The 14,091-nt window shown below is 69.0% G+C and carries 14 protein-coding genes; 8 read left to right on the forward strand and 6 right to left on the reverse strand.

Annotated features, from left to right (window positions below; genetic code table 11):
* Window positions 1–6: 6 nt before the first annotated feature.
* Window positions 7–738, reverse strand: coding sequence for a DUF5324 family protein (locus AN216_RS22315; protein ID WP_070198497.1), 732 nt, complete (start codon window positions 736–738; stop codon window positions 7–9).
* Window positions 739–979: 241 nt separating this feature from the next.
* Here AN216_RS22315 and AN216_RS22320 point away from each other — a divergent pair, with 241 nt between their 5' ends.
* Together AN216_RS22320 and AN216_RS22325 are read left to right on the forward strand one after the other, a co-directional pair.
* Window positions 980–1,507, forward strand: a complete 528-nt coding sequence (locus tag AN216_RS22320) for a peptidylprolyl isomerase (protein ID WP_070198498.1) — start codon at window positions 980–982, stop codon at window positions 1,505–1,507.
* A 404-nt stretch (window positions 1,508–1,911) separates the two neighbouring features.
* Entirely contained in the window at window positions 1,912–2,784 is an 873-nt protein-coding gene (locus AN216_RS22325) for a rhomboid family intramembrane serine protease (RefSeq protein WP_070198499.1), read from the forward strand.
* Between the two features lie 299 nt (window positions 2,785–3,083).
* On the opposite strand, the gene crgA is transcribed toward AN216_RS22325, so the two are convergent.
* The gene (gene crgA, locus AN216_RS22330; RefSeq protein WP_070198500.1) at window positions 3,084–3,341 is read right to left on the reverse strand and encodes a cell division protein CrgA; all 258 of its coding nucleotides are present in this window, start codon (window positions 3,339–3,341) and stop codon (window positions 3,084–3,086) included.
* A gap of 106 nt (window positions 3,342–3,447) precedes the next feature.
* Here crgA and AN216_RS22335 point away from each other — a divergent pair, with 106 nt between their 5' ends.
* From AN216_RS22335 to AN216_RS29430, 6 genes are all read left to right on the forward strand, one after another.
* A complete protein-coding gene (locus tag AN216_RS22335) occupies window positions 3,448–4,185 on the forward strand; it encodes a DUF881 domain-containing protein (RefSeq protein ID WP_070198501.1) in 738 nt (245 codons plus the stop codon).
* A 228-nt stretch (window positions 4,186–4,413) separates the two neighbouring features.
* A complete protein-coding gene (locus AN216_RS22340) occupies window positions 4,414–4,593 on the forward strand; it encodes a hypothetical protein (protein WP_070198502.1) in 180 nt (59 codons plus the stop codon).
* Entirely contained in the window at window positions 4,593–5,222 is a 630-nt protein-coding gene (locus AN216_RS22345) for an aminodeoxychorismate/anthranilate synthase component II (protein ID WP_070198503.1), read from the forward strand. The genes AN216_RS22340 and AN216_RS22345 overlap by 1 nt, the downstream gene beginning before the upstream one ends.
* Window positions 5,219–6,925 carry a class E sortase gene (locus AN216_RS29820; RefSeq protein ID WP_079166855.1) on the forward strand — a complete coding sequence of 569 codons (1,707 nt, stop codon included), beginning with the start codon at window positions 5,219–5,221 and terminating at the stop codon, window positions 6,923–6,925. Before AN216_RS22345 ends, AN216_RS29820 begins: the two co-directional genes overlap by 4 nt.
* Window positions 6,926–7,192: 267 nt before the next feature.
* Window positions 7,193–7,984, forward strand: coding sequence for a class E sortase (locus AN216_RS22355; protein WP_070198550.1), 792 nt, complete (start codon window positions 7,193–7,195; stop codon window positions 7,982–7,984).
* A 375-nt stretch (window positions 7,985–8,359) separates the two neighbouring features.
* Window positions 8,360–8,854, forward strand: coding sequence for a tetratricopeptide repeat protein (locus AN216_RS29430; RefSeq protein ID WP_170843192.1), 495 nt, complete (start codon window positions 8,360–8,362; stop codon window positions 8,852–8,854).
* Here AN216_RS29430 and AN216_RS31145 read toward each other — a convergent pair.
* The 4 genes from AN216_RS31145 to AN216_RS22380 form a co-directional block, all read right to left on the reverse strand.
* Window positions 8,817–8,915, reverse strand: coding sequence for a hypothetical protein (locus AN216_RS31145; protein ID WP_244502597.1), 99 nt, complete (start codon window positions 8,913–8,915; stop codon window positions 8,817–8,819). The two genes, AN216_RS29430 and AN216_RS31145, sit on opposite strands and share 38 nt — an antisense overlap.
* Before the next feature lie 163 nt (window positions 8,916–9,078).
* A complete protein-coding gene (gene pknB, locus AN216_RS22370) occupies window positions 9,079–11,064 on the reverse strand; it encodes a Stk1 family PASTA domain-containing Ser/Thr kinase (RefSeq protein WP_070198506.1) in 1,986 nt (661 codons plus the stop codon).
* A gap of 142 nt (window positions 11,065–11,206) precedes the next feature.
* The gene (locus tag AN216_RS22375; protein ID WP_070198507.1) at window positions 11,207–12,679 is read right to left on the reverse strand and encodes a peptidoglycan D,D-transpeptidase FtsI family protein; all 1,473 of its coding nucleotides are present in this window, start codon (window positions 12,677–12,679) and stop codon (window positions 11,207–11,209) included.
* Entirely contained in the window at window positions 12,676–14,088 is a 1,413-nt protein-coding gene (locus AN216_RS22380; protein ID WP_070198508.1) for an FtsW/RodA/SpoVE family cell cycle protein, read from the reverse strand. The genes AN216_RS22375 and AN216_RS22380 overlap by 4 nt, the downstream gene beginning before the upstream one ends.
* Between the last annotated feature and the right edge of the window lie 3 nt (window positions 14,089–14,091).

A 14,091-nucleotide genomic window follows, 5' to 3' on the forward strand; every position in this document is an offset into this window, starting at 1 on the left:
AACCAGTCAGCGTGGCCCCTCGGGACGTTCCGCGTCGGATTCGTCATCCCGGCTCGTCCCCTCTGGGCCGCTCGTACGGTCCTCGCCGCTCCGGGAGTGCTCCGTGCCCGGGCTGGGGCTGGGGCCGGGGCCGTCAGCCAGCTCGGTCGCCTGCGGTGGTTCGACCAGCCAGTCCGGGTTGGCCTGTCGGTCCCACCAGCGCCAGGCGGCGTACGCCCCACCGGCGAGCAGTCCGACGACGGCCAGCCGCTTCGCGAGGCGGCCCGCACGGTCGCACCGGCGCCGACGCGCCACCAACCGCTCGACCTCGTCCGCCGACACCCGGCCGCGCAGCGCAGCCAGGGCGGCGGTACTGCGTGAACGGGCCTCGTCACGGGCGGGACCGGCCGCGGACAGAGCCGCGTCCAGCCGGGGTGCGGCGTAGTCGGTGGCCTCCCGCGCCGCCTGTCGGGTCCTGCGCGCCGCGCGGTGCGCCGTCTGGTCGACCTCCGGCGGCAGCGCGTCCCAGGCCCTACTCAGCCGGGGGGCGACATGGTTGTCGTATCCCTCGCGGGCGGAGCATCGGGTCAGCCGCGCGGCCTCCGACACCCTGGGGCCCAGCCGGGCGCCGGCCTCGTGCGCGTAGTGGGTGGCGGTCTCCTTGGCGTTCTCCGCGTAGGGTGCCGCGGCCTCCGCGGCGTGCCGCACACTCTCCCGGGCGCTGTCGGCCGCCGCGCGTGCGCTGTCGATGCGGGTCACGGGTCCTCCTCCTCGATATGTGTCCAGTGATTCGAAGGGACTCCTCCGGAGAATCCTCCCGGACTGCTCCGGAGAATCTCCAGAGAAAACACAGTCTCTCGCGTTCCACCCGTTTTGCAGATCATGCCTGGCGGGTCGAACACCGGCAGGTGTACCCAGGCGTCCGAGTCACGCGCGCGCCGGGTGGCCACTGGTCCATGGGAGTATCGGTCGAGCACTGCACGCAGAGGAAAGGTAGACCGTGGCCGAGCAGCTTTACGCCACCCTCAAGACCAACCAAGGCGACATCCGGGTCCAGCTCTTCCCGAACCACGCTCCGAAGACGGTCAAGAACTTCGTCGAACTCGCCCAGGGGTCCCGCGAGTGGACCCACCCGGAGACCGGGAAGAAGTCGAGCGACAGGCTCTACGACGGCACCGTCTTCCACCGGGTGATCAGCGGGTTCATGCTCCAGGGCGGTGACCCGTTGGGTAACGGCACGGGCGGCCCGGGGTACGAGTTCGCCGACGAGATCCACCCGGACCTGGTCTTCGACCGGCCGTACCTGTTGGCCATGGCCAACGCGGGACCGGGGACGAACGGTTCGCAGTTCTTCATCACCGTCGCGCCCACGGCCTGGCTCACCGGCAAGCACACCATCTTCGGTGAGGTCACCGACGAGGCGAGCAAGAAGGTGGTCGACGCCATCGGCGCGATGGAGACCAATCCGCGCACCGACCGTCCGCTGAGCGATGTTGTGGTTGAGACGGTGACCATCGAAAACGCCTGACCCCGACGAGTCGGGGCCCCGGCCTGCGGGACTGTCGGGCGGCGGCTTCCGGACGGACTCCGCCGCTCGTGCTCCTCGCTGGCAGGTGGAACGGCCTGCCGCGGGTGCTGGCGCCGCCCGTCGCGCGGGAGCCGGCGCATCGGTGAGGTTGCCGGAGCGGCCCGTCAGGTCGGCCGGCTGACGTGTCCGCCGCCCGCGGTAACCCGTGGCCGGACACGGGAACTGTGGCGCCCGCTCGTCCGTAGAAGAGTGGGGACGCTTTCCCGCTCCTCGACTCCGCCGAGTGGGGTAGCGGGTTCGCGGGGCAGCGAGGTTGTGACGCCGTGAGGTCGCTGTTCGTGGACCAGTGCCTCCGGAGGGTCGCCAGCAGACGTGGTCTGGCAGGTCAGACCGAAGGGAAGCCCATGGATCAACACCAGTCGGCGGTAGTGTGCTACCGGCATCCCGACCGGGAGACCGGCATCCGCTGCACGCGCTGTGAGCGGCCGATCTGCCCCGACTGCATGATCACGGCATCCGTCGGTTTCCAGTGCCCGGAGTGCGTCCGGACCGGCTCCGGCACGGGCCATGCCCCACACGCGAACCAGCCCCGTACGCTCGCGGGAGCGCGTGTCGCCGCCGACCCCCGGCTGATCACGAAGATCCTGCTCGCGGCCAATCTCGCCCTGTTCGTCGCCGTGCAGGCTGTCGGCGACAAGCTCACCGCGGATCTGGTGATGCTCGGGCAGTGGCCCCACGACTCCTTCTACCAGCCGACCGAGGGGGTCGCCGAAGGCCAGTGGTATCGACTGCTGACCTCGGTGTTCCTGCACCAGGAGATCTGGCACATCGCGATGAACATGCTGGGTCTGTGGTTCCTCGGACCACCCCTGGAGTCCGCCCTGGGGCGGATCCGGTTCCTCGCGCTGTTCCTCCTGTCCGGGCTGGGCGGTAGTGCGTTGACATACATGATCGCCGACCCGGGACAGCCGTCGCTCGGCGCCTCCGGGGCGGTCTTCGGACTGTTCGGCGCGACTGCGGTGCTGATGCGGCGGATGCAGTACGACATGCGGCCGATCCTCGTGCTGCTGGCCGTCAACCTCGTCTTCACGTTCACCTGGTCGAACATCGCCTGGGAAGCGCACATCGGCGGTCTCGTCATCGGCGCCGCCATCGCGGCCGCGATGGTGCACGCACCGCGTGACAGACGTACGCTCGTGCAGTCTGCCGCCTGCGCCGGTGCCGTGCTCCTGATACTGGCCCTGTGCGTCATACGCACGCTGATGCTCTCCGGCTGAACCGCTGCCGTTGCGCGTACGGAAACCCTCGGACATCCGTCAGCCCGGACACGGAGCGCCGCACGGGAAGGCAGGGCTCGCGTCAGTTGTCCACAGGGTGATCGAGATAGTGTGCGACACAGCCCGAAGCCGGCCACGAGCCCCCTGAGGACTGCGTTTGTGCAGGAAGAACGGCAGGTGAAGGGGCCGCGCGGCGTTCGTACGAATCGCACTGGCGTCAACGGGCGTTGAGTTATCCACAGATTTTGTGAGTTATCCAGGGCTGTGGATCGGGCTGTGGATAACTTCGAAGGGGCGTGCTACTTCCACTGTGTGGAGACGACGAAGCCGCCGGCGATGAAGCCGAAGCCCACCACGATGTTCCAGTTGCCGAACGCCTCGACCGGCAGCTCGCTCTTGGTGACGTAGAAGAGCACGATCCACGCCAGCCCGATGCCGAAGAGCCCGAGCATCAGCGGCGCGACCCAGCGTCGACCACCGCCGCCCAGGTCCAGCTCCGTCTTCTTGGCGGGCGGGGGCGTGTAGTCGTCCTTCTTGCGGATGCGTGACTTCGGCACGAGGGGGCTCTCCTGTCGATGCGCTGCGTCACCGCGTGGGGTGAATCGTGGTTTCGGTGGTCCGATAGCGTAGTGCGTACCCGGGGCGGAAGGAGACAAGGGTACGGTGTCCAAGTTTCGCATCAGACCCGCACGGCTGGCCACTGGCGGTATCTTCGCACTTGCCGGCCTCATCTTCTGGGTCAGCTTCAGCACCGCGGACGGCACGAACATCCGTACCGACGACTCCCTCCTCCGGTTGTCCGACCTTATCCGGGACCGCAGCGACAAGAACCACTCGCTCGAAGCCACGGCCGCCGACATCCGCGCACAGGTCGACGCGCTCGCCGAACGCGACGGCGAGTCCACCGAGGAGGAACGGCGCGTGCTGCGGGAGCGTAAGCGTGCCGCCGGCACCAGCGCGGTCTCCGGCTCCGGGCTGACCGTCACCCTCACCGACGCACCCGCGGACGCCACTCCTCTTGTCCCCGGAGTCCCGGACCCGGAGCCGAACGACCTGGTCATCCACCAACAGGACCTGCAGGCCGTCGTGAACGCGCTGTGGAAGGGGGGAGCCAAGGGCGTCAGGGTGATGGACCAGCGCCTGATCAGCACGAGCGCCGTCCGGTGCGTGGGAAACACCCTGATCCTGCAGGGCCGGGTCTACTCCCCGCCGTACGAGGTCACCGCCGTCGGGGACACGGAGGAGCTGCGGCAGGCGTTGGAGAGCACCCCGGCGATCCAGAGCTACCTGCAGTACGTGGAGGCGTACGGCCTGGGCTGGGAGGTGGACACCCGCCAGGAGGTGACACTTCCCGGTTACAAGGGCACCGTGGATCTGCAGCACGCGACCCCGGCCGAGTGACTCGTCGAGCGGACCCCGCGGACCCGCCGCGGACACGGCGTGGACAACTGCGGTGGACACGCCGCGAACACGGTCGCGAACACTGCTGTGAACTCGGTCGCGAACCCCGCACACACGCGCGTCAGCGGCGGTACCCCGCGCGCTGACGCCGCTCCGCCGTGCCGCGCGGACCCCTTAGTCTGGGGGACGCGCCGCAGAGGTGTTTCGAGGAAGGGACGGCAACCGAGGATGTACGGCTGGATCTGGCGGCATCTGCCGGGCAACACGTACGTGCGGTCGTTGCTCTCGGCGCTGTTGATAATGGGCGCTGTGTTCCTGCTCTTCCAGTATGTCTTTCCGTGGGCGGAGCCCCTGTTGCCGTTCAACAACGTGACCGTCGATGACGGTGGAGGGGCGGGCGGTGGCTGATGGGCGTGCGAATCCTGGTCGTGGACAACTACGACAGTTTCGTCTTCAACCTCGTCCAGTACCTGTACCAACTCGGTGCTGAGTGCGAGGTCATGCGCAACGACGCGGTGCGGACCGAGCAGGCGGCGGAGGGCTACGCGGGCGTGCTGCTCTCCCCCGGCCCCGGGACTCCGGAACAGGCCGGTGTGTGCGTGGACATGGTGCGGCGATGTGCCGCCGATGGTGTGCCGGTGTTCGGCGTGTGCCTGGGCATGCAGTCGATCGCCGTCGCGTACGGCGCGGTGGTCGGCAGAGCCCCCGAACTGCTGCACGGCAAGACCTCAGCGATGCACCACGAGGGTGCGGGCGTCTTCGCTGGCCTGCCGTCGCCGTTCACCGCGACGCGCTATCACTCCCTCGGCGTGCGGCCGGACACCGTGCCGAGCGCGCTGCGGGTCACGGCTCGTACTGACTCCGGGGTGCTGATGGGTCTACGGCACCGCGAACTTCCCGTCGAGGGAGTGCAGTTCCACCCCGAGTCCGTACTCACCGAATGGGGCCACCGGATGCTGGCGAACTGGCTGGTGGAATGCGGTGACCAGAAGGCGGTTGACCGGTCCGCGGGCCTCGCACCGGTCGTCGGCACGTGAGTCGCGGGCCCTCGGCGTACGGTGACGACCAGGGCAGCCCGTACGGTGACCCGCACGGGGCCGATCCGTACGGGGAGGACCCGTACGGGGCGAGGGCTGACGCTGGTGCGGGGACGTACGCGCCCCGGCATGCCGCCGGAGGCACCGGTTCGGGCCGGCACGCGGCCCAGCCGCGGGGGCACGATCCGGACGGGCACACGGCGGAGCACCGAGGCGACCCGTACGGCGCTGACCCGTACGGGTCGACATACGGTGCCGAGGAGCCCGCCGGTGACTACCGGAGCCCCGCGTCCACCGGGTGGCGACCCGGGACGTACGAGGCCGCGGTGGACGCGCTGAACGATCCGCTGACCGACCCGCTGCCCGGCCGGGGCCGGCGTCGTGCGCCCGCTCCCGGGCCCGTCCCGGAGGGTGCCGACGTCCCGGAGACGCAGGGATTCCCCGGACACACCTCACCCTGGTTCCGTACGTCGCAGGGAAGCACGCACCCGAGCGACCCGCACGGTGCCGACCCGCACGGTGCCGACCCGCACGGTGCCGACCCGCAGGGCGCTGCCGCGCAGCCGGCCGCCCAGTGGCCACGGCAGCGAACCGGTGAGCCGGCTCCAGGACAGACCTCCGGTCAGCGGCCGGACTCCGCTGCGCAGCACGGCACTTGGCAGCCCGCGGCGACGACTCACGCGGTGTATCCGGTCACCACCGCGGCCGCTGCTCCGGCTTCCTCGGGGTCACACGGCACCGGCCTGGTCTCCGCGGAGGGTCAGGACTGGACACTGCCCTTGTCCACCGCGGACGTGACGGTGGCGGCCCCGGAGGCCGACGTGCGAGCGGCCCGGCAGCCGGACGGGGACGAGGAGCGCAGTACTGTCGGCCTGCGCCGGCCGGACGCCGCGGAGTTGGGGCGGGCGGCACGGCGTAAAGCCGCCGCGCGCAGGCAGCATCGCCCGGGGCAGAGCCGGCCCGTTTCCTCGACGGGCGCCGCCGGCACGCGCCTTGAGGCGCGCCGCGCCGCGCGGGCCGCCAAGGACGGCCCGGTGGTCGTGCTCAGCCGCTTCATCGGCGAGATGTTCATCACGCTGGGCGTGTTGATGCTGCTGTTCGTGGCGTACCAGTTGTGGTGGACGAACGTACTGGCGGATCAGCAGGCGGGTAAGGCCGCCAACGACCTGACCGACCGTTGGGACAAGACCCCGGAGCGCAAGCCGGCCAACTTCACGCCGGGTGAGGGCTTCGCGATCATGCACATCCCCGCGTTGGACGTGAAGGTGCCGATCGCCCAAGGCGTCGACAAGGAGCAGGTGCTCGACAAGGGGCTGGTGGGGCACTACGACAAGTCCTCCGGACTGAAGACCGCGATGCCATGGGACGAGAGCGGGAACTTCGCCCTGGCCGGTCACCGGAACACGCATGGCGAGCCGTTCCGCTACATCAACAAGCTGGTGGGTGACGACAAGATCATCGTGGAGACCGCTGACACGTACTACACCTACGAGGTGTCCAGTCGGCTGCCGTCGACCTCGCCGTCCAACACCAGCGTGATCGAACCGGTGCCCCCGCAGTCCGGTTTCGAGAAGCCGGGACGGTACGTCACGTTGACCACCTGCACTCCGGAGTTCACGTCCAAGTACCGTCTCATCGTCTGGGGCAAAATGGTGGACGAACGTCCACGCGCGGAGGGCAAGCCGGACGGGCTCGTGGACTGATGCCGGAAGGGGGACGGCGGGACGGTGGCGGACAACTCCCGGGACGCCGAGGGGCGTTTTACGGACAGCGAGCGGCGCGCGGAGCGGGATGTTCCGGTGGATGTGGGGGTGAACGCCGTCCCGCCGGACCCGCCGGGTGCCTCGGACCCGCCAGATGCGCGGGATGTCGAGGACGCCACCGAGGAGAAGGAGCGCGACGCCGACTCGGACGAGGATGACGCCACCGGCGGTGAGGGAGCGGGCCCGCCCGACGCCGAGCAGGCGGAGATCCAGGGCTCGGAGGACCTCGCGGAGACCGGGGCCCCCGCGGAGACCGAGGACCCGGAGGGCCCTCCGGCCGTCCCGGAGGCCGGGAGTCGTACCCCGCGTCGGCCCCGCTCGCGCGGCCGAATAGGCACCGTCATCAGCGTGCTCGGCGAGTTGCTGATCACCGCCGGAGTCGTTCTCGCGCTCTTCGTCGTCTACTCGCTGTGGTGGACGAACGTCGTCGCGAACCGTGCCGCCGACCGGCAGGGCGAGAAGGTGCGGGACGGGTGGTCACGGGAGGACACCCGGGGGGAGGCCGGGGAGCGGGACATGAAGAACGGCGTCGGATTCCTGCACGTCCCGTCCATGACCGAGGACGACATACTCGTCACCGAGGGGACCAACGTCGACAAGCTCAACGACGGGGTCGCCGGCTACTACACCAAGCCGGTCAAGTCCGCGTTGCCCTGGGACCAGTCGGGGAACTTCTCGGTGGCCGCGCATCGTGACGGGCACGGCGCGAAGTTCCACGACATAGACAAGATCACCAAGGGCGACCCGGTCGTCTTCGAGTCCAAGAACACCTGGTATGTCTACGAGGTGTACGGCATCCTTCCGGAGACCTCCCGGTACAACGTCGACGTGTTGGACCCGATACCCGAGGAGTCCGGCAAGGACGAAGCCGGCCGTTACATCACGCTGACGACCTGCACGCCCGTCTACACCTCCGAGTACCGGTACGTCGTCTGGGGCGAGTTGGTCCGTACGGTGCCCGTCGACGGGGACCGCACCCCGCCGAAGGAGATCCGCTGACGACACGTCCACACCCACGGTCGTACGTCCTGGCCGAGGCACCGGCATCCACCCGAACACCGGGGGTGGGGTGCTACGAGGTGGCAACCACGTCCAGCGGCATCAGCGGTGACGGGACACGCGACCGGGCTGGCCGATCCCTGGACCAGCCAGCCCGGCGCCGCGCGCACCGCCGCGTCCGCGGCCGTTCCGTACGTGTCGTCGATTGAGAAGGCAAGGGTCGGTACTCGGGTAGGTGTTGAATACGTGGTCGGTTCTGTCCGTGTGGAAGGGGGTGGAGTTCACCGACCTACCCCGGCGCAACTCCTCGCCCAGCTCACCTTCCACTGGGACCCGCGTACCGTCCTCCCTCACACCCCGCCATGGCTCCACGCAGTGACCACCCTCATCCAAACCCGCGCCACAACGGCCACCGCGCCATACATTGAACACAGCGCATCAGCACGAGAACACCTGATCACTCGCAGCGACCATGCTCGTGAGGTAGGCGAGGCGGGGGAGCACGCGGAGGCTGCGCGGCTGTTCGCGGAGTTGGCCGCAGATCGGGCGCGCGCGCTGGGACCCGACCACCCTCACACCCTGAACACGCGCCGACTCCATGCCCATGTGTTGGGACGGGTGGGGGAGCACGCGGAAGCAGCCCGGCTGCTGACTGACCTGATCGCGGACGCAGCACGTGCGCTCGACGCCGACCACCCCTACGCCCTGATCACCCGCCTCAACCATGCCCATGCGCTGGGACGGGCGGGGGAGCACGCGGAGGCTGCGCGGCTGTCCGCCGAGTTGGCCGCCGACCTGGCGCGCGTGCTGGGACCCGACCACCCTCACACCCTCAACGCCCAGTCGCTCTCAAGCCACTGGAGCGAGTGAGCGTGTGGATCGCGGTGACCTTCCCCTGCGGCGAGACGGGATGCTCGACCTGCCTGCCCATCCGCCGGTTGGCGTCGTAGAGGGCCACCGCTTCTTGCCCTCGGAAGGCTGCTCGACCGTCCGGCACGAGCAACAGACCCCGGGCAAGCCGCTACGACGTGGGCAAAACCGTCCGACGTGAGAAGACGGTCATCCCCCCGAGAGTTGCAGAGCGAAGGACAAGCTCAGCCTCCGGCTCCGGCCAGCAGGCCGCCGTCATCCGGGGGTTCGTCTCCCGGCGGTGGCGGCTGCGGGCCGCCGGGCTTCCCCGGCCGGGCGATGATCGTGACCGTGTCGCCCTTCTTCGCCTGGGTGTTGGCCGTCGGGTTGGTGCCGACCACGGTGCTGTTGTTCTCGTCCGGTGCTCCCTGCACCTCCACGGTGAAGCCCGCTCCCTCCAACTCGGTACGAGCGTCCGCGACCAGCTTGTTGGTGACGTCCGGCACCGTCGCCGGCTCGTCCTCGGGTGCCTTGGCGACCGTCAGGGTGACCTGACTGCCCTCGGCGGCCTGCGAGCGTGCTGCCGGGCTCTGCTCGATCACCTGTTCCGCCGGAGTCTCCGGGTCCTCCTTCTCGATCTTGGCCACCGTGAAGCCGCGGCTCTCCAACTGCGCCTTGGCGTCATCGAACTTCTTGCCGACGACGCTGGGGACGGAGGTCTTGGCCTGTACGGCCACGCTCAGCGTGATGGTCGTGCCAGGCGTGGCCTTGCCGCCGCCGGCCGGGTCCTGGCTGATGACCGTGTTCGCGGGCTCCTCGGACTCGGTGTTGTTCCGCTTGACCTTGAAACCGGCTTCCTCGAGCTCCGACTCGGCGTCGTCGAACTCGTCGCCCTCGACGTCCGGGACCTCCGTCGGCGCTGGCCCCTTCGAGAGGGTCACACTGACCGTCTCGCCGCGGTCCATCCGCGTCCCCTCGCCCGGGTTGGACGAGCAGATCGTGCCCTTGTCCTGGTCGCAGTACTTCCGCTGGCCCTTCTCTATCTTGAAGCCGCCGTCCTCGGCGAGGTTCCGGGCCTCCTTCATGGTCTTGCCGGCCAGTGCGGGCACGGACACGTCGCCCTGGTCCGGATCCTGCCCGAAGAGTGCCTTGCCCATGAAGACGGCGCCGACCAGCACCAGGACGAGCGCGATCACCAGCAGGATGGTGGAGGTACGGCCCTTCTTCGGCGGGCGCTGCCCGGGCTGGTCGTCGTAGTAGCCGCCGTCCTCGCTGCGCACCGGCGGGAGCATCGAGGTGTGCCCCTCCTGGGCCCGCAACGCGGCCGTGGGCTGGTCCGGCGGGTGGCCGCCGTAACCGACCGCGCCGAGCGCCGCGGTGGCCGCGACCGGCTGACCGTCGAGGCAGGCGTCGATGTCGGCGCGCATCTCGTCGGCGCTCTGGTAGCGGTAGTCCGGGTCCTTCGTCAGCGCGCGCAGGACTATCGCGTCCATCTCCGGAGTGATCTCCGGGTCGAAGGCGCTGGGCGGTTGAGGCTCCTCGCGTACGTGCTGGTAGGCCACGGCGACCGGGGAGTCACCGACGAACGGCGGGCGCACGGTGAGGAGTTCGTAGAGCAGGCAGCCGGTCGAGTAGAGGTCGGAACGGGCGTCGACGGACTCGCCCTTGGCCTGCTCCGGTGAGAGGTACTGCGCGGTGCCGACCACGGACGAGGTCTGGGTCATGGTCATCCCGGCCTCGCCCATGGCACGAGCGATGCCGAAGTCCATCACCTTGACCTGGCTACCTCGGGTCAGCATCACGTTCGCGGGCTTGATGTCCCGGTGCACGATGCCGTTGCCGTGCGAGTAGCCGAGGGCCTGCAGGATCCCGACGCACATCTCCAGTGAGCGCTCGGGCAGCAGCTTCCGGCCGGAGTGCAGTAGTTCGCGGAGCGTTGACCCGTCGACGTACTCCATCACGATGTACGGGATGGACACCTGGTCGACGTAGTCCTCGCCGGTGTCGTAGACCGCGACGATGGCCGGATGGTTGAGCGAGGCGGCCGACTGGGCCTCGCGACGGAACCGGGCCTGGAACGACGGGTCGCGGGCCAGATCGACACGAAGGGTCTTGACGGCGACCGTGCGACCTAGGCGGGTGTCATGCGCGAGGTACACCTCGGCCATGCCACCTCGGCCGAGCACCGAGCCCAACTCGTACCGGCCGCCTAGGCGACGCGGCTCTTCCATAGTCTCCAGCCCTCTCCGTTCGTCCGGGCCGCACCTGGCGTACGGGCGCCGGCGGTGTGCTGCTCGGCATACGGTACCCGTCCGCGGCGAGGTCTCTCAGGCGGTGGCGGTGACTGAGGTCACCGACTGCACCGACGCCGGATCACTGCTTGTTGTCAAGGACCGCCTTCATGACGTCAGTCGCGACGGGAGCCGCCAGCTTGCTGCCCGAGATCTCGTCCCGTTGTGTGTCCGAACTCTCGATGACGACGGCGACAGCCACGGGTGAATTGCCGTCTTCGCCCTTCGCGTACGAGATGAACCAGGCATAAGGATTCTTGCTGTTGTTCTCACCGTGCTGTGCCGTACCGGTCTTTCCGCCGACTGTGACGCCGGGAATCTGCGCGGTGGTTCCCGTGCCGTCCTGCACGACGGTCTCCATGGCCTCCTGCAGCTTCTGCGCGTTCTCCGAGGAGACGGGCTCGCTCATCTCCTGCGGGTCGGTCTGTTCGATGACGTTGAGGTTCGGCGCGACCAACTTGTCCACCATGTACGGCTTCATCAGGGTGCCGTCGTTGGCCACCGCGGAGGCCACCATCGCCATCTGCAGCGGGGTGGCGCGGTTGCTGGCCTGGCCGATGCCGGCCATGGCGTTCTGCGGCCGGTTGTCCTCGGGGTAGACGCTCTCCGCGGCACGTACCGGGATGTCCAGCTCGTCCTCGCCGTAGCCGAACTTCTGCGCCATCTCGCGCATCTCGTCGTTGCCCAGCTTGTCGCTCATCTTGGCGAAGACCGTGTTGCAGGACCACTGCATCGCGACCCGGACGGAGGCGTTCTTGCAGGCCGGGTTGTCGCCCTCGTTGCCGAGCTTGGTGCTGGAGTCGGGCAGCAGGTACGGGTCCGGGGAGTTCGTCTTGTCGTCCAGCGTGTACTTGCCGCTCTCCAGCCCCGCGGCCGCGGTGACCACCTTGAAGGTAGAACCGGGGGGGTAGGTCTGGCGCAGCGCCCGGTTCAGCATGGGCTCGTCCGGATTGTTCCCCTTCTGCAGCTGTGACCAGGCCTCCGAGTCCTTCTCGCCGTTACCGGCGAACGAGGAGGGGTCGTACGACGGCGTGCTGGCCAGCGCGAGTACGGCGCCGCTCTGCGGGTCGATCGCGGCGACCGCGCCCTTCCGCTGCCCCAGGCCCTCGAACGCGGCCTTCTGCGCCTCCCGGTCCAGGGTGGTGACCACGTTGCCGCCCTGCTGCTCCTTGCCGGTGAGCATGTCGATGGTCCGGTTGAAGAACAGCCGGTCGTCGTCACCGGTGAGGATGCCGTCGTTCAGCGCCTCGAGCTGGCTGGCGCCGAACGCCTGGGAGGCGTATCCGGTGACCGGGGCCCACAACTCGCCGTTCTTGTACGTGCGCTTGTACTTGAAGTCGGCGCTGTCGGTCTCCGTGGAGCCGGTGATGGGCTTCCCGTCGCTGGTGAGGATGTCGCCACGGGGCTGTGCGTAACGGTCGATCGCGACCCGGCGGTTGTTCTTGTCGTTGGACAGCTCCTCGGCCTGGACGAACTGGACCCAGTTGGCGCGCAGCAGCAGGGAGAGCATGAGCAGGCCGCAGAAGATCGCGACCCGTCGAAGTGGCTTGTTCATGGTCGGACCACCTGGGTCATCTCGGCGTCAGGGGATGGAGCCGGAGCTGGAGCCGGCCTGCGCGCGGTGTCGCTGATGCGTAGCAGGATGGCGACCAGTGCCCAGTTGGCGATCACCGAGGAGCCACCCTGGGCGAGGAAGGGCATCGTCATGCCGGTCAGTGGGATGAGGCCGGTGACACCGCCGGCGACCACGAACACCTGAAGGGCGAAGGCGCCGGTGAGGCCGACGGCGAGAAGTTTGCCGAAGGGGTCACGGGCCGCCAGCGCCGTGCGCATGCCGCGCTCGACCAGCAGGCCGTAGAGCACGAGGATGGCCATCAGGCCGGTGAGGCCCAACTCCTCGCCGACCGTGGCGAGGATGTAGTCGCTCTTGGGGGCGATGCCGCCGATCAGTCGGGAGTACCCCTGTCCGAGCCCGGAGCCGAGCATGCCGCCCGAGCCGAAGGAGTACATGGCCTGTGCGGTCTCGGTGACCGCGCCGTTCTCCGTGGCGAGCGGGTTGAGCCAGTTGTCCACCCGGCTCTGCACGTGGCCGGCGAAGGAGGCCACGGCGACGGCGCCGGCGGCGCTCAGCCCGAGCCCGAACACGACCCAGCTGGTGCGCTCGGTGGCGACGTACAGCATGATGACGAAGAGGCCGAAGAACAGCAGCGAGGTGCCCAGGTCGGTCTCGAAGATGAGGATCATCAGGCTGAGCGCCCAGATCGCCAGGATGGGCCCGAGGTCGCGGCCACGCGGCAGGTACAGGCCCATGAAGCGGCGGCTGGCCAGCGCGAGCGCGTCCCGCTTGACCATCAGGTAGCCGGCGAAGAAGACCGCGATGATGATCTTTGCGAACTCGCCGGGCTGTAGGGACCCGACGCCCGGGATGGTGATCCAGATGCGGGCGCCGTAGCGTGCCGGGAAGAACATCGGCAGGATCAGCAGGATCAGCGCCACCACCATGGAGATGTAGGTGTAGCGCTGGAGGACCCGGTGGTCCCGGAGGAAGATCAGCACGCCGAGGGCGAGGGCGACCCCGAGCGTGGACCACATCAGCTGTCCGGGGGCCATCGCTCCGCCGAGTGCCGGTGTGGTGATGGTCGGTTCCTGGTCGAGACGCCAGATCAGCACCAGGCCGAGGCCGTTGAGGAGGGTCGCGACGGGCAGCATGAGCGGGTCCGCGTACGGTGCCCAACGGCGTACGACCAGGTGGGCGATGCCGGCCAGCACGCCCAGGCCCAGCCCGTAGCCCAGCATGCCGGCGGGGATCTCGCCGTCCTTGGCGAGACCGACGTTGGCGTACGCGAACGCCGGGATGAGCACGGCGAAGACGAGCATCGCCAGCTCGGTGTTGCGGCGGCTGGGCAGGCCACCGGGGGACACCGTGGTGTTGCTGCCGGTGTTGATGTTGACGTTACTGCTCATCGC

The organism is Streptomyces oceani, from assembly GCF_001751245.1.
GTDB lineage: Bacteria > Actinomycetota > Actinomycetes > Streptomycetales > Streptomycetaceae > Streptomyces > Streptomyces oceani.

What these genes read in the sequence shown, in the direction of transcription:
- AN216_RS22340 (WP_070198502.1), top strand. Translation starts at nt 4,414, where the DNA reads ATGTACGGCTGGATCTGGCGGCATCTGCCGGGCAACACGTACGTGCGG.
- AN216_RS31145 (WP_244502597.1), bottom strand. Translation starts at nt 8,915, where the DNA reads ATGGGCAGGCAGGTCGAGCATCCCGTCTCGCCGCAGGGGAAGGTCACC.
- AN216_RS22325 (WP_070198499.1), top strand. Translation starts at nt 1,912, where the DNA reads ATGGATCAACACCAGTCGGCGGTAGTGTGCTACCGGCATCCCGACCGG.
- AN216_RS22375 (WP_070198507.1), bottom strand. Translation starts at nt 12,679, where the DNA reads ATGAACAAGCCACTTCGACGGGTCGCGATCTTCTGCGGCCTGCTCATG.
- pknB (WP_070198506.1), bottom strand. Translation starts at nt 11,064, where the DNA reads ATGGAAGAGCCGCGTCGCCTAGGCGGCCGGTACGAGTTGGGCTCGGTG.
- AN216_RS22380 (WP_070198508.1), bottom strand. Translation starts at nt 14,088, where the DNA reads ATGAGCAGTAACGTCAACATCAACACCGGCAGCAACACCACGGTGTCC.
- AN216_RS22345 (WP_070198503.1), top strand. Translation starts at nt 4,593, where the DNA reads ATGGGCGTGCGAATCCTGGTCGTGGACAACTACGACAGTTTCGTCTTC.